The organism is Streptomyces sp. NPDC127038 (genome assembly GCF_042725875.1).
GTDB lineage: Bacteria > Actinomycetota > Actinomycetes > Streptomycetales > Streptomycetaceae > Streptomyces.
In genome coordinates, this window is sequence record NZ_JBHXDQ010000112.1 from 1 (window position 1) to 17,246 (window position 17,246).

General features: G+C 71.1%; 15 protein-coding genes. 5 read left to right on the top strand and 10 right to left on the bottom strand.

Translation table 11 applies throughout. The features are described from left to right. Positions 1-230: 230 nt before the first annotated feature. Positions 231-992 (bottom strand): CDP-alcohol phosphatidyltransferase family protein, encoded by a 762-nt coding sequence (locus tag ACFWI4_RS40055; protein WP_387206476.1) that lies wholly within the window; start codon positions 990-992, stop codon positions 231-233. A 150-nt stretch (positions 993-1,142) separates the two neighbouring features. Here ACFWI4_RS40055 and ACFWI4_RS40060 point away from each other — a divergent pair, with 150 nt between their 5' ends. Beyond that, a complete protein-coding gene (locus ACFWI4_RS40060; protein WP_387206478.1) occupies positions 1,143-1,703 on the top strand; it encodes a GNAT family N-acetyltransferase in 561 nt (186 codons plus the stop codon). A 27-nt stretch (positions 1,704-1,730) separates the two neighbouring features. Here ACFWI4_RS40060 and ACFWI4_RS40065 read toward each other — a convergent pair whose 3' ends face one another. The 7 genes from ACFWI4_RS40065 to ACFWI4_RS40095 all read right to left on the bottom strand — a co-directional run bounded on the left by ACFWI4_RS40065 (position 1,731) and on the right by ACFWI4_RS40095 (position 10,956). Next, complete coding sequence (locus ACFWI4_RS40065) at positions 1,731-3,467, bottom strand: type IV secretory system conjugative DNA transfer family protein (RefSeq protein WP_387206480.1); 1,737 nt, start codon at positions 3,465-3,467, stop codon at positions 1,731-1,733. Between the two features lies 1 nt (position 3,468). After that, on the bottom strand, positions 3,469-4,893 hold the full coding sequence (locus tag ACFWI4_RS40070) for an ATP-binding protein (protein ID WP_385399735.1): 1,425 nt from the start codon (positions 4,891-4,893) through the stop codon (positions 3,469-3,471). A gap of 14 nt (positions 4,894-4,907) precedes the next feature. Continuing rightward, positions 4,908-6,467, bottom strand: a complete 1,560-nt coding sequence (locus tag ACFWI4_RS40075) for an SCO6880 family protein (RefSeq protein ID WP_385399732.1) — start codon at positions 6,465-6,467, stop codon at positions 4,908-4,910. Continuing rightward, entirely contained in the window at positions 6,464-7,792 is a 1,329-nt protein-coding gene (locus tag ACFWI4_RS40080; protein WP_387206483.1) for a hypothetical protein, read from the bottom strand. Before ACFWI4_RS40080 ends, ACFWI4_RS40075 begins: the two co-directional genes overlap by 4 nt. Then, a complete protein-coding gene (locus ACFWI4_RS40085) occupies positions 7,782-8,633 on the bottom strand; it encodes a hypothetical protein (protein ID WP_387206485.1) in 852 nt (283 codons plus the stop codon). Before ACFWI4_RS40085 ends, ACFWI4_RS40080 begins: the two co-directional genes overlap by 11 nt. Before the next feature lie 208 nt (positions 8,634-8,841). Continuing rightward, the gene (locus tag ACFWI4_RS40090; RefSeq protein ID WP_037622434.1) at positions 8,842-9,150 is read right to left on the bottom strand and encodes a hypothetical protein; all 309 of its coding nucleotides are present in this window, start codon (positions 9,148-9,150) and stop codon (positions 8,842-8,844) included. A 486-nt stretch (positions 9,151-9,636) separates the two neighbouring features. Continuing rightward, entirely contained in the window at positions 9,637-10,956 is a 1,320-nt protein-coding gene (locus ACFWI4_RS40095; RefSeq protein WP_387206488.1) for a peptidase S8, read from the bottom strand. Positions 10,957-11,342: 386 nt separating this feature from the next. Between ACFWI4_RS40095 and ACFWI4_RS40100 the strand changes: the two genes are divergently transcribed. Next, positions 11,343-11,981: an SRPBCC family protein gene (locus ACFWI4_RS40100; RefSeq protein ID WP_387206490.1), complete on the top strand. Its 639-nt coding sequence runs from the start codon at positions 11,343-11,345 to the stop codon at positions 11,979-11,981. 107 nt (positions 11,982-12,088) lie between these two features. On the opposite strand, the gene ACFWI4_RS40105 is transcribed toward ACFWI4_RS40100, so the two are convergent. After that, complete coding sequence (locus tag ACFWI4_RS40105; protein ID WP_387206492.1) at positions 12,089-12,349, bottom strand: DUF397 domain-containing protein; 261 nt, start codon at positions 12,347-12,349, stop codon at positions 12,089-12,091. Positions 12,350-12,644: 295 nt separating this feature from the next. On the opposite strand from ACFWI4_RS40105, the gene ACFWI4_RS40110 reads away from it, so the two are divergent. From ACFWI4_RS40110 to ACFWI4_RS40120, 3 genes are all read left to right on the top strand, one after another. After that, entirely contained in the window at positions 12,645-13,424 is a 780-nt protein-coding gene (locus ACFWI4_RS40110) for a trypsin-like serine peptidase (protein WP_387206494.1), read from the top strand. A gap of 107 nt (positions 13,425-13,531) precedes the next feature. Beyond that, on the top strand, positions 13,532-14,539 hold the full coding sequence (locus ACFWI4_RS40115) for an NlpC/P60 family protein (RefSeq protein WP_387206496.1): 1,008 nt from the start codon (positions 13,532-13,534) through the stop codon (positions 14,537-14,539). A 193-nt stretch (positions 14,540-14,732) separates the two neighbouring features. Further along, the gene (locus tag ACFWI4_RS40120; RefSeq protein ID WP_387206498.1) at positions 14,733-15,434 is read left to right on the top strand and encodes a phosphatase PAP2 family protein; all 702 of its coding nucleotides are present in this window, start codon (positions 14,733-14,735) and stop codon (positions 15,432-15,434) included. A gap of 23 nt (positions 15,435-15,457) precedes the next feature. On the opposite strand, the gene ACFWI4_RS40125 is transcribed toward ACFWI4_RS40120, so the two are convergent. Then, on the bottom strand, positions 15,458-17,035 hold the full coding sequence (locus ACFWI4_RS40125) for an FAD-binding oxidoreductase (protein WP_387206501.1): 1,578 nt from the start codon (positions 17,033-17,035) through the stop codon (positions 15,458-15,460). Positions 17,036-17,246: the final 211 nt, after the last annotated feature.

The window sequence follows — 17,246 nt, forward strand, 5'->3', positions numbered from 1 at the left end:
ACCCGGAAGCTAAGCCTCACAGCGCCGATGGTACTGCAGGGGGGACCCTGTGGGAGAGTAGGACGCCGCCGAACAAATTTTGTGAAAACCCCCGTGCCGGGGATACCGGTACGGGGGTTTTCTGCGTTCAGGGGTCATTTCCCGGCCGACGAGCATGCTGCATTTCCAGGAGTGCGAAAGGGGGCGGTCTCCACGAGGAGACCGCCCCCTTTTTCTTTTGCGTGGTGCGGTTACTTCAGGCGGGACGAAGCGACGATCGAGACGACGTGCGCCGGCACCAGCAGCCACACGATCGCCGTCACGGCGACCGTCGCGATCCGCGTGGCCGTCAGGTCGCCGAGCGCCAGATCCACCACGGCGGTGCCGAGCAGCAGGATCGTGCACTCGATCCCGTTGACCAGGCGGTGGAGGCCGACGGCCGAGGCGAGCCGGCGGACGTTCGCGAGACCGCTGGAGCGCGGCACGACGGCGGCGTCCGTCGCCTTCTCCATGCCGCTGTCGGAGCGGGCCACGTGCACGAGGTCGGAGGACGACTTCAGGAGCAGAACGCCGACCGCCGCGGCCAGACCGGCCACCAGATAGAGGTTCAGGCCCAGTTGAGCGGCGCGGATGCCCATGCCCACCATCACGGCCGCGTCGGCGAGATACGCGCCGAGACGGTCCAGATAGACGCCGAGCGGGCTGAACTGGCGCCGCCAGCGGGCCACTTCGCCGTCCACGCAGTCGAGCAGCAGATACAGCTGCATGAAGACGACGGAGAGCACGGCTCCACCGAGGCCCGGCAGGATCAGCGCGACTCCCGAGAGCATCCCCGCGAAGACCATGATCACGGTGATCTGGTTCGGCGAGATACGGGTGTCGACGAGATGGCGGGTCACGCGCAGGGAGAGGGACCTCATGTAGAGGCGGCCGGCCCAGTGCTCGGCGCGGCTGTCCAGCTTGCCCGTGGGATGGATGACGTCGCGGAGTTCCTCTAGTTGGACTTTGGCCATGCGGTGTTCTCCCTGGCGAGCTTGCGCGTGATCGGATCGGCCGGCTGACAACGCCGTACAGGGAAGAGCATGACGGTGGCCGGGCCCGTGGTGATCGGCAGGGTGGATTTCGGATGAGCCGGGCCGCACCCGCGTACTACGGTGACGGCCATGAACTCCAGGGCATACGAGATCCGTTCCATACGTTCCGACGAGTGGCGGCAGGTGAAGGAGCTGCGGCTCGACGCCCTGCGGGACCCCGTCGCCCACCTGGCTTTCCTGGAGACGTACGAGAACGCGGTCGCCGAGCCCGACGGCTTCTGGCAGGACCGGACGGCCGGGGCGGCCGCCGGTGCCACCGCGCGGCAGCAGATCGTGGCCGTGGGCGAGGACGGGGTGTGGGCCGGTTCCGTGACCGTGCTGGTCGAACCGGCCGGGGTGCCCGACGCGTTCGGGGAACTGCCCGCGTGCACGCAGGGGCACCTGGTGGGGGTCTACGTACGGCCCGAGTACCGGGGGAGCGAGGCCGGGGTGACCCGGGCGCTCTTCGACGCCGCTCTCGCCTGGTCCTGGGAGTCGGGCCTGGAGCGGGTCCGGCTGTTCGTGCACGAGAAGAACGGCCGCGCCGAGGCGTTCTACCGGAAGAGCGGCTTCGTGCCCACCGGGGAGACCACGCCGATGCCGGGCGGCACCGGTGAGCTGGAGCTGGAGTTCGTCATCACCCCGGGCTGAGGGATCGCCCCCGTACGCCTCGCCGGCTCAGACCGGAAGCTCGTACTGCGGCCAGCGCGAGCGGAGTTGCTCACGGGAGCGCAGAAGGGCCACCGTCGGCAGACCGCGGGCCGGGCCCGTGGTCAGCAGCTCGGGGAGCTGCGGGAGCGGGGCCACGGCCGCGATGTCGTCCAGGACGAGCGTGAATGGTGGGTCGAGCCGACCGGAGGATGACCGTTCGGCCATGCGCCGGCCACGCTCGACCACGCTTGAGGCGAGGGCCGTCAAGAGGGGCATGGCGCCGGGGCCGGCCTTGGGGTCCTCGAGGGGTTCACCGATCATATAAAGAGTGCCCCCTTCATTGACGAAGGAATCCAAGGCGAGGCTGTCATTTCGGTTCGGAGTGCAGGACTCCCGGATGTTGACGGTCGCGAGCGAGGACAGCGCACGTGCCGTCAGCTCCTGGGCGATGTCCCGGCGTTCGGGGTGGGAGACGAGCGCGGCCTCCAGCTCGCCCGCGGCACCGGAAGCGGCCCTGGGATGCGTCCGCAGGGCCCGTACGGCGTCCTGCACCTGAGAGCCCTGGGCCCAGCGGTGGACATGGCGGAAGGCCTTGCCCTCCACCGCGGCGGCGTGCAGATAGCAGCGCATCAGGGTCTCCGCGACATCGGCCATCGGCTGGTCCGCCCTGGCCGAGGGGCGCACCGGGGCGAGGAGCGCGGCCGCCCGGGCCGCGGCCGTGTCCCTGTCCTCGCAGCCGGCCGTGGGAGACCAGTGCAGCCGGGCCGGGGTGTCGCAGAGGTGGGACGGGTCGTAGAGGAGGACGGGCCCCAGTTTGGCGCGCGCGTCCTTTGTGGCCGCCCAGGTGCGGGGGTCGGAGGTGACGACCAGGGCCGGGCCCTCGGCGTCGCGCACCGCCTGGGCCGCGGTGAGGTGGCGGGTCTCCGCGGGGGCGAGGACGACCGCGTGCGGGGCCGTCCAGGCGGGCTCCCGCCGCGGTGCGGTGCCGGGACCCGAGACCCCGGAGGACGCGGCCCCCGTGAGCCCGGAAGTGGCCCCGGTGAGCCCGGGAGTCCCGGTGAGGGCGGAGGCGGCACCGGTGAAACCGTGGGTCTCGGCGGCTCCTGGGGCGCCGGCGGGGCCTGGGGCTCCCGCGGTACGGACGGCCGCGGCCTCGGGGGCGGCGACGGCCTCCCAGCCGCCCTCGGCCGCCCTGGGGGCCGTCTCCAGGGGCTGTGTGGGCAGTGGCCGCCGTTCCGTCCTGGCCGGAGGCACCACGAGGTCGGGCGCCTCGGCGGAGGCCACGGAAGCCCCCGGCACCTCAGATACCCCGGATACCCCTGACACCCCTGACGCACCTGTCGTCCCGGTCGCCTTCGCCGCTCTGGCCGCCGCCCGGCTCCGTGCCCGTCCCGCCCGCCACCGGGCCACCGTGCCCATCACGAACACGGCGAGGACCAGCAGCACCATCAACTGCCCGATGAACAGCCCCCAGAAGAGGCCGTAGCCCGACAACTGGGAGGCCGGGGTGTCGGGCCAGGCGCCCGCGATGTCGTGCGGGGCGCCGATCAGATGCCGCATGGCCACGGGCGTACGGGTGAAGGTGATCGCGTCCGGCCAGGCGCCGCGGGAGAACCAGCCCGCGAGGCCCGTCGCCGTCCACACCATCAGGGTCATGCCGAGGAGGAAGCCCAGCACCCCGATGAGCAGGCCGTCGGGGATGCCGCCCGGCCCCTCGTGCCGGGGGCCGTGCCGATCCTCGTGCCGGTCGGGGTACTGGCTCATCTCAGGCCACCGTGGACTCGGCGGAGCCGTCGATGTCGCTGAGATGTTGCTCCATGAAGGCCGCCGCTCTTTCCTCGGCCTCCAGTTCGGCGGCGCGCAGGGCGTCGTCGGCGGCGAGGTCGGCGGACGACTCCGTCATCGCGCGGTCGGTGAACACCAGCGGGCGTTCCGTCTCGGTGATGAGGTGCTTGACCACCTGGACGTTCCCGTTGACGTCCCAGACGGCGATGCCCGGGGTCAGCGTCGGGATGATCTCCACCGCCCAGCGGGGCAGGCCGAGGACCCGGCCCGTGGACCGGGCCTCGTCCGCCTTCTGCGCGTAGATGGTCCGGGTCGAGGCCATCTTCAGGATCGCGGCGGCCTCCTTGGCCGCCGCTCCGTCGACGACGTCCGAGAGATGGTGGACCACCGCCACGAAGGACAGGCCGAGGCGGCGCCCGAACTTGAGCAGCCGCTGGAACAGCTGGGCCACGAACGGGCTGTTGATGATGTGCCACGCCTCCTCCACCAGGAAGATGCGCTTCTTGCGGTCGGGCCGGATCCAGGTGTGCTCCAGCCACACACCGACGATCGCCATCAGGATGGGCATGGCGATGGAGTTGCGGTCGATGTGCGACAGGTCGAAGACGATGAGCGGGGCGTCCAGGTCGATGCCGACCGTCGTCGGGCCGTCGAACATGCCCCGCAGGTCACCGTCGACGAGCCGGTCCAGGACCAGGGCCACGTCCAGACCCCAGGCCCGTACGTCGTCTATGGCGACGTTCATCGCCTCGGCGGACTCCGGTTCGGGGTGGCGCAGTTGCTCGACGATGTCGGTGAGCACCGGCTGGCGCTCGACGATCGTCTCGTTGACGTAGGCGTGGGCGACCTTCAGGGCGAAGCCGGACCGCTCGTCGAGGCCGTGGCCCATCGCGACCTCGATGATGGTGCGCAGCAGGGCGAGCTGGCCCGTCGTCGTGATCGAGGGGTCGAGCGGGTTGAGCCGGATGCCCATGTCCAGGGCGGCCGTCGGGTCGAGCCGGATGGGAGTTATCCCCAGCTCCTCCGCGATGAGGTTCCATTCGCCGACGCCGTCCTCGCCCTGGGCGTCGAGGACGACGACCTGGCGGTCGCGGAAGCGCAGCTGCCGCAGGACGTACGTCTTCTCCAGGGCCGACTTGCCGTTGCCGGACTCGCCGAGGACCAGCCAGTGCGGGGCGGGGAGCTGCTGCCCGTACAGCTGGAAGGGGTCGTAGATGTAGCCCTTGCCGGAGTACACCTCGCGGCCGATGATGACGCCCGAGTCGCCCAGACCCGGTGCGGCGGTCGGCAGGTAGACCGCCTGCGCCTGGCCCGTGGAGGTGCGTACGGGCAGGCGGGTCGTCTCGACCTTGCCGAAGAGGAAGGACGTGAAGGCGTCGGTCGCGGCGGACAGCGGATCCCGCATCAGTGCATCAGCCCCTACCTGCGGATTCCGGTGGCGAACGGCAGTGTGTTGACGAAGGCGCGGTGGTGCTCGCGGTCGCACCACTCCAGCTTCAGGTACGACTTGCCGGCCGAGGCGCGGATGGTGCGCTTGTCGCGGGCGAGGGCCTCGGGGTTGCGGGAGGAGACGGTGATGTAGCCGACGAGGTTGACGCCCGCGGCGCCGCTCGCCAGGTCCTCGCCGCGTTGGTCGAGACGGTTGTGCGAGGCGATGTCGCGCGGGTCGACGGTGCGGTTCATCTTGGCGGCGCGGCTGGCCTCGGCCTCGTCGTTGGTCTTCTCGGTCAGCATGCGCTCGATGGCGATCTCGGTGGGTTCGAGGTCCATGGTCACGGCGACCGTGCGGATGACGTCGGGGGTGTGGACGAGGAGCGGGGCGAGGAAGTTGACGCCGACCGGGGTCATCGGCCATTCCTTCACCCAGGCCGTGGCGTGGCACCACGGGGCGCGGGTGGAGGACTCACGGGTCTTCGCCTGGAGGTATGTGGGCTCCATGGCGTCCAGTTCGGCCGGCCAGGCGTTGCGCCTGGTCATCGCCTGGATGTGGTCGATCGGGTGGTCGGGGTCGTACATCGAGTGCACGAGGGAGGCGAGCCGGCCCTGGCCGAGCGGCTGCCGTACGCGGATGTCGGCTTCCTGGAGCCGGGAGCAGATGTCGGTGAGCTCGCGGGCCATGACGACGGCGAGCCCGGCGTCCCGGTCGACCTTGCGGCCGCCCTGGGGCCGTGCCGCGCGGGCCATGGCCTGTCCCTCGGCGGCCAGTTCGCGCGAGTAGTGCATGCAGGCGACGAGATAGGCGCGGTGCTGCTCGCTGCTGGTGGACACCATGGACTGGAGCTGGTCGTACGACTGCTGGAGCCAGCCGGGGGCGCGGTCGTCGCCGCGCTGGGAGACGTCCTTGGCGTGGGCGTCCGGGTCGGCGGGCAGGGTGCGGGCCAGCATCTGGAGGCGGGTGACGAAGCCGTCGCCGTTCGCCACGTGCTTGAGCAGCGTGCCGAAGCGGTCGACGAGGGCCTCCTGGTCCTCGCTGTCCCGCAGTCCGACGCCGGGTCCCTCGATCTCGATGGCGGCCGTGACGGTCCGCCGGTCGGCGTGCAGCAGCACGGCGATCTCGTCGGGGCCGAACGGGGCGGCGAGCCAGGAGATGCGCCCGATGCCGGGCGGCGGTCCGATCTCGACCTCCCGGCCGTCGAAGCGGGTTCCGGCCTCCATCACCTGGTTGCGATAGGCCGTGCCCTGCCGCAGGCTCCGCTTGTAACTGCGGTTGATCTCGAACCACTTGTAGAACGTGCGCCGCTTGTACGGGACGTAGACCGCGGCGAGCGCGAGCAGCGGGAAGCCCATCAGCAGCACGATGCGCAGGGAGAGCACCGGGACGAGCAGGCCGCACATCATGCCGAGGAACGCGCCGCCGATGATGAGCGCGATCTCGCCGGACTCGCGGTTCCGGCCGACGATCGCGTTCGGCCGGGCGCGGCCGATCAGATATGTACGGCGGGGCGTGACCGGATGGGACAGGTGGGACTCGGTCGTCAACGCCCTTCACCTCCCGTGCGGTTGCTGTTGCGGGTGTTGCCTGCGTGCGGGGTGTTGACCGGGCTGCTGCGCGGCGGTGGTGCGGCGGAGGGGACAGATCCGCCGCCTCCGTTCGGGGTGCGGCTGCTGTGTGCGGCCACGCCGCCGGACGCGGGGTTGGCGGGCCGGGGCTGGCTGTTGCCGCCTCCGCCGCCACCGTTGTTGTCGGCGCGGGTGCTGTGCGTCTTGATGCCCTGCGCGACCAGGGTGGCCGGCGAGCTGATCACGGCGGCGGCCTTGCCCTCGGCGCCTTGCATGATGCGGTTGTTGCGGGAGCCGGCGATCTCGTCGCCGAAGCCGGGGACGAAGCGGTAGATCATCGCGCTGGCGAAGATGGCGAGCAGGATGATGGCGAGCCCGGAGACGACGGCGGAGAAGGAGTCGGGGCCGTTGTCGGAGGTCGACAGGGCGCCGGCGAGGCCCAGCACGATCACGATGACCGGTTTGACGAGGATGACCGCGATCATGATGCCCGCCCAGCGGCGGACGTGGCCCCACAGGTTCTTGTCGACGAGGCCGGCGTAGACGACGGTGCCGAGGAGGGCGCCGACGTAGAGGAGCGCGGCGCGGATGACCAGCTCCAGCCAGAGGATGCCGGCGGCAAGGATCGAGACCATCGAGACGACGATCAGCATGATGGGGCCGCCGCCGATGTTGCTGCCCTTGTTCAGGGCGCCGGAGAACGTGCCGAAGAAGGTGTCCGTCTGGTTGCCGGTCGTCTTGGCGAGCACTTCCGTGACGCCGTCCGTCGCCGAGACGACGGTGTAGAGGATCAGCGGGGTGAAAGCCGAGGCCAGCACGGTCAGCCAGAGGAAGCCGATCGCCTCGGACAGGGCGGTGCCGAGGGGGACGCCTCGCACGGCCCGCTTGGCGACGGCGAGCAGCCACAGGAGCAGGGTCAGGATCGTGGACGCCGCGAAGACGACGGCGTACTGCTGGAGGAACTTGGAGTTCGTGAAGTCGACGTTGGCGGTCTCGTTCACGGCGGCGGAGAGTTTGTCGATGGTCCAGGAGGCGGCGTCGGCACAGCCCTTGGCCAGCGAGGAGAGGGGGTCCAGGGTGGACCCGACCCCGGGATCGGTGCTCAGCCCGGACTTCCCGGAGCCTTTGGTACCGCTCTCGCAGTATTGCTTGGCGGGGCCGATCAGGAGATGGCACGAGTCCTTGGAGGGCGACGGCGTCGGGCTGGGTGCCGCCACGGCACGGGTGGCGAGCAGGACGGCGGCGCTCTGTACGGCGGTGACGACGGCCGTGAGCTTGAGGACACTGCTTCGGCTACCGGGCATACGTGAACCCTCCGTACTCCTCGATGGCCTTGCTGATCTCGTCGGAGGTGGCGGCTTTGTCGTCGCCGGGGACCGGCGCGGGGCCGTCCGTCTGGGAGTCCGCCACGATCTTCCAGTCCCCGTTGTCCCACCGGAGCTCGAAGGTCCAGGTCTTCCAGGTCGAACTGACCGGGTCGGTCGACGTCTGGCCGGACATCCCGATGAGGCCCATGTACCAGACCGAGATCTTGGCGCCGGACGCGTCGAAGTGTCCGACCTTGGTGCCGACCGGGACCGTGCGTGAGACGAAGGTGTCGCCCGACGGCGCGTTGCCGTTCGCATCGAGTCCGAGCCTGCTCAGGAAGTCGGTCGAGTACGCCTGGTCCATCGGACCCTGGAGTCGGTCGACGGCGGCGGTTGTGTAGATCGCTCTGACGATGCCGTGCCGCGTGGCCGTGTTGAACATGCCCGTGGAGCCCAGCGCCACCGCATAGTTCGCCGCAGCGGACTCCGCTCCCTCTCGTGTGTGCGGGAAGCCCGAGGGGATGCCCGTGGTCTTCGTCGTCACCGGGTGGTTGCCGGAGGGCGCCGTGGGAGACGTTCTCGCCTTGTCGCCGCTCCCCCCGCCGGAGGCGTCCGTGTTGTCGCCGCGGTTCGCGAAGGCGATCGCGGCGATGAGCAGGACGACCACGCCGACCACCGTGACCAGGCTCCGTGAGGACGACCCGCGTCCGCGCCGCGCGCCGCCGTAGACGTCTCCGGGACGGTCGGGCAGGCGGGTGCGGGTCTGGCCGGAGCCGCCGTACCCCCCGTCGTCGCCGCGCGGGCCGTCCCCGTACCCGGGTTCGTCACCGAGACTCATGCCGCGTACGCCCCCTCAACCTCTCGCTGAACCATGTAGTACGACGGTAGCCGTGCTGGTTCCCGCGCGGGCGCGGTGTGGTGACTGGACATCAGGGAGTTGCAACCTCAGCCGGTGGGCACGACGGACGGATGGGTCGGTGGAGCGAGGATCCGGGCGCGCCCGGCCGGGTACTGACGCTGCGCCGGGTGGGCGCGGCCCGGCCGGGCTACACGGCCATGCCGTACACGATGGTGAAGAGCGTGCCGAGGGAACCGATGATGAAGACGCCCGTGAGCCCGGCGATGATGAGGCCCTTGCCCTGTTCCGCGCTGAAGGTGTCGCGGAGGGCCGTCGCGCCGATGCGCTGTTTGGCCGCGCCCCAGATCGCGATGCCGAGGCAGAGCAGGATGGCGACCGCCATCACCACCTCGACCATCACCTTGGCTTCGTTGCCCAGGCTGCCGAACGGGCCCCAGTCCGGGGCGATTCCACCGATGATTGTGTTGATGTCGCCCTTGTCGGCTGCGAAAAGCATGTAAGTCACCGCCCCTAGTGGGTAGTTCTGCACCCCCTGCCACTGCGCGCAGAGGTCGGGCCCATTCTCGCCGACGATGACGCCTTCGTATGTCGACTTGACGTCATTGGTTGGCGGGATTCGTGCGAATTCCTTGGCACCGGCGTACGCGGGACCCTCTCGGGAGGCGTATGGCGGTATACGACGAGTCGTATCGTCACTCTGTGTATCACGGCTGGTCACGCCGGGCAATGAAGCGGAAGCGAAACCTGTCGTGTGGTTCCGTCGTTGTCCCCTTCTACGGATCACGCGCGGCGCCGGGATTCGAACGGACGCGGCCGCGCGGGAAGGATCCTGACGGTGCGTCGCGCCGGTGTTCCCCGGGTCGCGGGGTCCGCCCCGGGTGGACGGCGGACAGCGGAACGGGCCGCGGCTGGTTGCCGCGGCCCGTTCGCCGGGTGGTGCCAGGGAACCCCACGTTTCCCGGCACGGCCCGCACTCCGGAGGTCAGCCGGTGAACGCGGTGACACCCTCCGGGGTGCCCCATCCGGTCGGGCCGTCGTAGCCCGTGGTCGCGGTGCAGAGGTAACTGGTGGAGCAGCTGCCGTTGTTGCCCGAGGTCACGTCGTTGAGCGCCGAGGTGCCGGCCGCCGTGTACGGGAACTTGGCGGGGTAGGAGCCGCTGGACGGCGTGCCGCCGAGGGCGTAGACGCCCGCGATGATCGGCGAGGAGGCGCTGGTGCCGCCGAACGTGTACCAGCCCGCCGTGATGCCGTACGAGTCGTACACCGCCACGCCGGTGGCCGGGTCCGCGACCGCCGAGACGTCGGAGACGGTGCGCTTGGTGCAGCCCGTGTCGGTCTGCCAGCTCGGCTTGGTGTCGTACGAGGAGCAGCCGGATCCCGTGCCCTCGGTGCTGCTGGTCTTCCAGACCGACTCGGTCCAGCCGCGGCTGGTGGAGGTCGCCTTGGTCAGCGCGGTGCCGCCGACGGCGGTGACGTACTGCGAGGCGGCCGGGTACTCGGCGCCGTAGCCCTCGTCACCCGCGCTGACGGTGATGGCGACACCGGTGTGCTTGAAGTACGAGGTGTCGTACGAGCTGTCGGAGGAGGACTCGGAGCCGCCGTAGCTGTTGGAGACGTACTTCGCGCCCAGGGTGACCGCCTCGTTCACGGCGGTGCCGAGGTTGGCCATCGAGGAGGACTTGGCCTCGACGAGGGTGATGTTGCACTTGGGGCAGATGGCGCTCGCCATGTCGAGGTCGAGGGAGATCTCCTCGGCCCAGCCGCTGTCGCTCGTCGGGAGCGAGGTGGTCGAGCCGGTCTGGCTGACCTGCTTGAAGCAGCCGTTGGCGACGGTGCACGCGCTCAGGCCGTAGTACGAGCGGTAGGTCGCGAGGTCGGCCGCGGCGTTGGGGTCGTTGTAGGCGTCGACGATGGCTATGGTCTCGCCCGAGCCGTTGGAGGAGGCCGCGGAGGTCAGGCCGTACGCGGACTGGAGGTCCGTCGGCCCGAAGCCGGACGGGGTGGAGGCGGTGGCGGCCGCGGGGGCGACCCCCTTGGCGAAGGCCTTGTCCGCCATGTACTCGGTGACGCCGCCGGTGACCCGCTTCGTGTCGCAGGCGGCGAAGCCGGCCTTCGCGGGCGTCGCGCACGCCCTGGTCCAGCTGACGTGGGGGGTGACCTTGGCGGCGGCGGTGTGCGCCTGTGCGGATCCGGCGCCGCCGAGGCCCGCGAGGACGAGGGCGGCGACGCCGAAGACGGCCGCGCCGGCCCGGCGCAGGCCGCCGGGGGTGGGGGAAGGTCTCTGGGGGAGTGTGGTGCGCAACGTACAGCCTCCTGGGAGTGGTGGACAGGGGCGGTGCGGGTGCGCCGCCGGTTCGGTGTCCCCGGCGGTGGGCCGAGCGGCCCGCGACGACCATCCCTTGTTGAGTACGCGACAACAAGGGGCTTCTGGAAGTCTTGCTTCCGCATTGCCGAACGCGGCGGGCACGTGACCCGCCCATGGCTCGCGGATGGCGGGAGACTGACGGCCGCTTGACCCAACTCACAGCTCGTTCAGGGGAATTGCACTGGTGACGGCGCCGCGCCCCGCATCCGGCCGGGTGCGCCCGTGATAGGCAACGCCCCGGGGGCCCAGCCCGTGCGGAGGAGCCGGGAGCGGCGCCCGAGGGACTCGGGCGACGGCGAGGGAAGACCTCCGGAGGAGCAACCGTGATCGACGTGAGCCATCAGATCGACGCCGTGAGCCGGACCGTCGGCACGCGCGAGTACAAGGGGCGGACGGCCCGCGTGGTGAAGCTCGGCCAGGCCTACGACGCGACGGTCGAGGACGTCTGGGACGCCTGCACCCGCGCGGAGCGCATCCCCCGCTGGTTCCTGCCCGTCTCCGGCGACCTCCGCCTCGGCGGGACCTACCAGCTGGAGGGCAACGCCGGCGGCACGGTGGAGCGCTGCGAGCCGCCCGTGAGCTTCGCCGCGACCTGGGAGTACGGCGGCGACGTCAGCTGGATCGAGGTGCGGGTGACCCCGGAGGGCGGCCGCACCCGCCTCGACCTCGAACACATCGCCCATGTGGACGGCGAGCGCTGGGCGCAGTTCGGCCCCGGCGCGGTCGGCGTCGGCTGGGATCTCGGCCTGATGGGCCTGGCCGGCCACCTCGGTTCCCCCGGCGGCGTCCTGGAGCCGAAGGACAGCATGGCCTGGATGGGCTCCGACGAGGGCCGCGACTTCATCACGCGCAGCAGCGAGAGCTGGTACGAGGCGAACGTGGCCGCCGGTGAGCCGCAGGACGGCGCCCGGGGCGCGGCGGACCGGACCACGGCGGCGTACACGGGAGCCGAACCGGAGTGAGGCCGCCCGCGCCCACCCCATGACCGCACGGCCCCGGGAACGGCCCCGGGAGCGGTCTCCGGAGAGAGCTCACGGCTCACGGGCGGTTCCCGGAGACCCTCACGGCCTCACGAGCGGTCCGCGGAGGGCGCCGGGGGTCCCGTGCCCTCCAGCCCCTCGACGAAGTGGTCGAACTCGCCCGCCCTGACCCCCAGGACGAACGCGTCCCACTTCCTGCGGGTGGTGGTGACCACGTTCCCGGGATCGCTCGTCTCCCGGAGATGGACCAGATCGTCCTCCCCGAAGGCGATCTCGATCCAGGGACCCGGCCCGGTCGCCTCCTCGGGGGCGGCACGGACCCAGTCGAGTCCGGGGGAGGGCTCAGCCACGGTCGTGCCCCTCGCGGTACGGGGCCTTCCGCCGGGTCGGCGCGGGCATCGCGGACTCCTTCACAGGTCCTCGTGGGCGGTGCGGACGACGTCCGGGGCCACCGTATCCCCGCCCCGCACGGGCCCGCTCCGGCGCCCGGGGGACGTACGGGGCCGAAAAACCGCCCGGAGCCCCCGCGACCTGCGGGTCCATGGGTACGACCGGGTGACGGTGGCCGGGCGGGGTCGGCATTCACAGGTGATACTCGGACAGGTCCGAGGTTTTTCTCACCCGCTTGCGGCAAGGTGAGGGGCGATGAAGAGCATCCGCATCACCCGTCTCCCAGACACCCGGCGGCCCGCACTGCTGGGCGCGGCCCTCGTGCTGCTGGCGGTGACGTCCTCGTCCGTCGCCTCGGCCGACGACGGCCCGGGGCCCTTCGGCGTGACCGTCCAGGCCGCCGTCAACAGCCGCAGCGTCCGGGTGGGCGCGCTCTTCCACGGGAGCGCCGCCGGCCAGGGCGGGGGCGGGCACTTCTGCACCGCCTCCGTCGTGAACAGCGGAGGACGCGACCTCATCCTCACCGCCGCACACTGCCTCGACGGGGAGGCGCAGCTGTCCTTCGCGCCCGGCTACCGCGACGGCAAGGCGCCGTACGGCTACTGGGACGTCCAGGGCGTCTTCCTGCCCGACGGGTGGAAGCAGGACCAGGACGAGGACAGCGACGTCGCCTTCGCCGTCCTCGCCACCCGCGACGGCCAGGAGGTCGAGGACGCCGTCGGCGGCGGGAACTCCTTCGCCGCCCACCGCACCACCGGGGCCACCGCCGTCACCGTCACCGGATACCCCGCCTCCGTCGACACCCCCATCACCTGCACCGACAAGCCCACCGCGCACAGCCGCACGCAGCAGCGCGTCGAGTGCCCCGCCTTCGCCGGCGGAACCAGCGGCAGTCCCTGGGTGAACGGGGACGGGGCGGTCGTCGGGGTCATCGGCGGCCACGAGCAGGGCGGGGACACCGACGACGTCTCCTACAGCGCCGTCTTCGGCAGCGAGGCCGAGGAGCTGTACCACGTGGCGGCCCTGGCCGGATAGCGTCCCCGCGGTGGGACATACCGCTCCGCGCGTGCGCGCGACACCCTTTCCGCGGGGGTGCCCGCCTCTACACTGACGTCGGCGGACTCCCGGACGGCGAGGGGCGGTTGACGGTGCGTAAGGCGTGGATCCTGGCGACCGTGGCCCTCGGCGCGGGGATGGGCTTCGTGATGCTGCTCGTCGTCGGCGTCTACCTGGTCGCCGGGAACCTCGCGGGCGGCATCGGCGGCGGTTCGGTCGGGCTCGCCAAGGGCGCCGTGCCGGCCGCGTACCAGAGCCTCGTCCAGAAGTGGGGCAATCTCTGCCCCGCGATCAATCCCGCGCTGCTCGCCGCCCAGCTGTATCAGGAGAGCGGATTCAATCCGAACGCGAAGAGCCCGGCGAAGGCCGAAGGGATAGCGCAATTCATTCCGGGGACCTGGGCCACGCACGGAGTCGACGGCGACGGCGACGGCGTCCGTGACGTATGGAACCCGAATGACGCGATTCCGTCGGCCGCCTCGTACGACTGCCAGTTGGCCTCCTATGTGAAGACCGTTCCGGGAAACGTCACCGACAACATGCTCGCCGCCTACAACGCGGGCTCCGACGCGGTCATCAGGTACGGGGGCGTGCCGCCGTACGCGGAGACCCGGAACTACGTGAAGTCGATCACCACGCTGTCCAAGAGCTTCGCGGCTCCCGTCACCCGCGTCGACCCCTCCGAGCAGGCCGCGGCCGCCATCACGTACGCGCAGCGGAAGCTCGGCACGCCCTACCTGTGGGGCGGCAACGGCACGGCTGACCAGGGCGGACGGTTCGACTGCTCGGGGCTGACGAAGGCATCGTACGACAGTGTCGGGGTGAGCCTGCCGCGGGTGGCCAACGACCAGTACAACGCGGGACCGCATCCCAGGCGCGACGAACTCCTGCCGGGGGACCTGGTCTTCTTCTCCGACGACCTCACCAACTCCCGTGCCATTCGGCACGTGGGCATCTACGTGGGCGGCGGATACATGATCGACGCCCCCAGGCCGGGTGCCGTCATCCGCTTCGACCCCGTCGACACGCCCGACTACTTCGGGGCCACACGGGTGACCGAGGATGGCGCGAAAGCATTGCCCACTTCGGTATGAATCCACCCCCTGATCTGCGGGGATATCTCTCTTCGATAACGTGTGAGTGATCATTCCGTGGAGGGTGGAACGTATGGGAGGGGACCGTGCGTTCCTTTTGACGTAGAGAACTGATCTACAACCACGGGGGTGGATCGAGCGACGCGCGAAAGGGCGCGGTCGCCGGGAAAGACGACGAAGGGGCCGCAGCGCCATGGCGCAACTCGCCGAATCCGGTTCGAACCCCGACGTCGACCTGCTCTACGACATCAATGGCCTGGCCAAGCACGCGCCCCACTGGGCCGACCGGATCATGGAGTTCGTCGGCGAGTGGGGTCTGCTGCTCGCGATGGTCCTGCTGGTCGTGTGGTGCTGGTCGACCGTCCGGCGGAGCGGCGGCGCCGACGCGGCCTCGTCCGTGGCCGCACTCGTGTGGGCGCCGCTCGCGGCCGGGATCGCGCTCCTGGTGAACATCCCGATAAGGGGCTTCGTGCAGCGCCCGCGCCCCTTCGTGGACCACCAGGGCCTGGACGTCCTCGTGGGCGGCAAGACCGACTTCTCCTTCGTCAGCGACCACGCCACCATCACCATGGCGATGGGCGTCGGACTCTTCGTCGCCAACCGGAGGTTCGGGCTCGCCGGGATCGCGCTCGCGCTGCTCGAAGGGTTCTGCCGGGTCTTCATGGGCGTTCACTACCCGACGGACGTCATCGGCGGGTTCGCGCTCGGCACGGCCGTCGTCCTGCTGCTGTCGCCGCTCGCCATGGCCCTGCTGACCCCGGTCATGAAGGCCGTGGAGACGGCGCCCCGCGCGGGCCGGCTGATCCGGGCGCGCGGCACCGCGCCCGCCGGGCGGCAGAGCCTGATCCCGGGGGCGCGGGCCGAGCACACGGAGGAACGCGACCTCGCCGCGTAGGCCGCGGCGGGCCGGCAGGGGCCTCAGAGGGCCTGGGGGAACGAGAAGAAGCGGTTCGGGTCGTACTGGTGCTTGAGGGCCGCCAGGCGGCCGGCCGCGTCGCCGTAGTACGCCTTGCGCCAGTTCGTCAGCGTCGGGTCCGTGTAGTTCTGGTAGGCCGCGCCCGAGGCGTACCGGCCCATCGCGTTGTGAGCACCCGTCAGCCAGGACTGGGCGGTCGTGCCGGAGGTGGCCGCCGGCCACGAGACGATGTACTGCGCGAGCATGCGCGAGCGGCGGTGCACGAACGCCGTGGCGGTCGGCGCGACGCGGTTGACGGCGCCGCCGAGCGCGGTGAGCGCGATGCTGCCCGCGCCGCCGCGGACCGCGGAGATCTGGTTCAGGAGCGTCTGGATGCCGGCCGCCGGTATCGAGCGGTCGAAGAAGTCCGAGCGGGCAGTGTACGTCTCGCGGCCGAGGTCGCCCTGCGGGCTGCGGCCCGGCGTCGAACCCGGCAGATGGCACTGGGCGTCCGCGGAGAACGAGGAGCAGCCCGCGTAGACCTCCATCGACTCCTCGTACGAGCGCCGCTTGAGGGAGACGCTGCGCGCGGGGGAGCCGATCCGGTCGGCCAGCCGGTCCACCGCGTTCTGGAGCTCGCCGTAGGTGCCGAGGGAGAAGGCGGCTATGGAGACGGTGGGCGTGCCGCCGGCCGACTTGGCCAGGTGGCAGGACGACCAGATCTCGTCCGGCTGGCTCGGACCCCACTCCTGCCAGGCCTTCACCACGGCGGCGGCCTTGGCCCACGGCCAGGTCATGTACGCCGAGACGCCCTGCGGTGCGGGGTGGGTCTTGAAGCGGAGCTCGGTGACGACGCCGAAGTTGCCGTTGCCGGCTCCGCGCAGGGCCCAGAACAGGTCCTTGTTCTCGCTCGCGTTCGCGGTGAGCTGCTTGCCGTCGGCGGTGATCAGCGTCGCCTGGGTGAGGCTGTCGCAGGTCAGTCCGTACGCCCGGGACACGACGCCGTGGCCGCCGCCCAGGGTCAGTCCTGAGACGCCCACGGTGGGGCAGGAACCGGCGGGGATGGTGACGCCCTTCGCGGCGAGGGCGCGGTAGACGTCGATCAGCTTGGAACCGGCGCCGACGACCGCCTCGTTCGCCGAGGCGCGGATCTTGTTCAGCTTGGAGACGTCGATGATCAGGCGGCCGTCGCCGGATGACCAGCCGGCGTAGGAGTGGCCGCCGTTGCGGATCGACACCTTCACCCCGTGGGCGCGGGCGTAGTCCATGGTCGTACGGATGTCGTCGGCGTGGGCGACGTAGGCGACGGCGGCGGGCTTCAGGTTGTCGAAGCGGGTGTTGTACAGCTGGTGGGCGGCGGGCCAGCTGTGGTCGCCGGGGCGGATCAGGGCGCCGTCGAGCTGGTGGCCCAGCGCGATCCAGTTGGCGGCCGCGCTGTCGGCGGCGGTCGCCGTGCGGATGCCGGTGGTTCCCTTCGCGGTGCCCGTGGCGCTCGTGCTCGCCTTGCCGTCGGCGTGTGTGCCGCTCTTGCCGCTGCACGCGGACGTGGCCGCCGCCGCGAGGACGGCCGTGGTGCCGCCGATGAACGAACGCCGTTGCATGTGTGCCTCCCGTGGGTTCCGTGGAACGAGACGGGGCTCCGGGCCGGGGGGTTCCCGGCCTGTGTCGCAGAACGGCTACAGCGGCGGTGGTCGGGGCCGGCGGTCGCGGGTCCGGCGGGTGGGTGGGTCGGGGCCGTGCCGGTGCATCAGGCCGTCGGGGGGGGGTGGGGGGTGGGGGTGGGGGGGGGCGGGCCTGGGTGTTCCGGGCCCG

Bases quoted from the DNA above. Each gene is read 5' to 3' on its own strand.
- ACFWI4_RS40070 (WP_385399735.1), bottom strand. From the start codon at position 4,893: ATGCGGGATCCGCTGTCCGCCGCGACCGACGCCTTCACGTCCTTCCTC.
- ACFWI4_RS40090 (WP_037622434.1), bottom strand. From the start codon at position 9,150: ATGCTTTTCGCAGCCGACAAGGGCGACATCAACACAATCATCGGTGGA.
- ACFWI4_RS40125 (WP_387206501.1), bottom strand. From the start codon at position 17,035: ATGCAACGGCGTTCGTTCATCGGCGGCACCACGGCCGTCCTCGCGGCG.
- ACFWI4_RS40065 (WP_387206480.1), bottom strand. From the start codon at position 3,467: ATGAGCCAGTACCCCGACCGGCACGAGGATCGGCACGGCCCCCGGCAC.
- ACFWI4_RS40085 (WP_387206485.1), bottom strand. From the start codon at position 8,633: ATGAGTCTCGGTGACGAACCCGGGTACGGGGACGGCCCGCGCGGCGAC.
- ACFWI4_RS40120 (WP_387206498.1), top strand. From the start codon at position 14,733: ATGGCGCAACTCGCCGAATCCGGTTCGAACCCCGACGTCGACCTGCTC.
- ACFWI4_RS40055 (WP_387206476.1), bottom strand. From the start codon at position 992: ATGGCCAAAGTCCAACTAGAGGAACTCCGCGACGTCATCCATCCCACG.
- ACFWI4_RS40060 (WP_387206478.1), top strand. From the start codon at position 1,143: ATGAACTCCAGGGCATACGAGATCCGTTCCATACGTTCCGACGAGTGG.
- ACFWI4_RS40080 (WP_387206483.1), bottom strand. From the start codon at position 7,792: ATGCCCGGTAGCCGAAGCAGTGTCCTCAAGCTCACGGCCGTCGTCACC.
- ACFWI4_RS40110 (WP_387206494.1), top strand. From the start codon at position 12,645: ATGAAGAGCATCCGCATCACCCGTCTCCCAGACACCCGGCGGCCCGCA.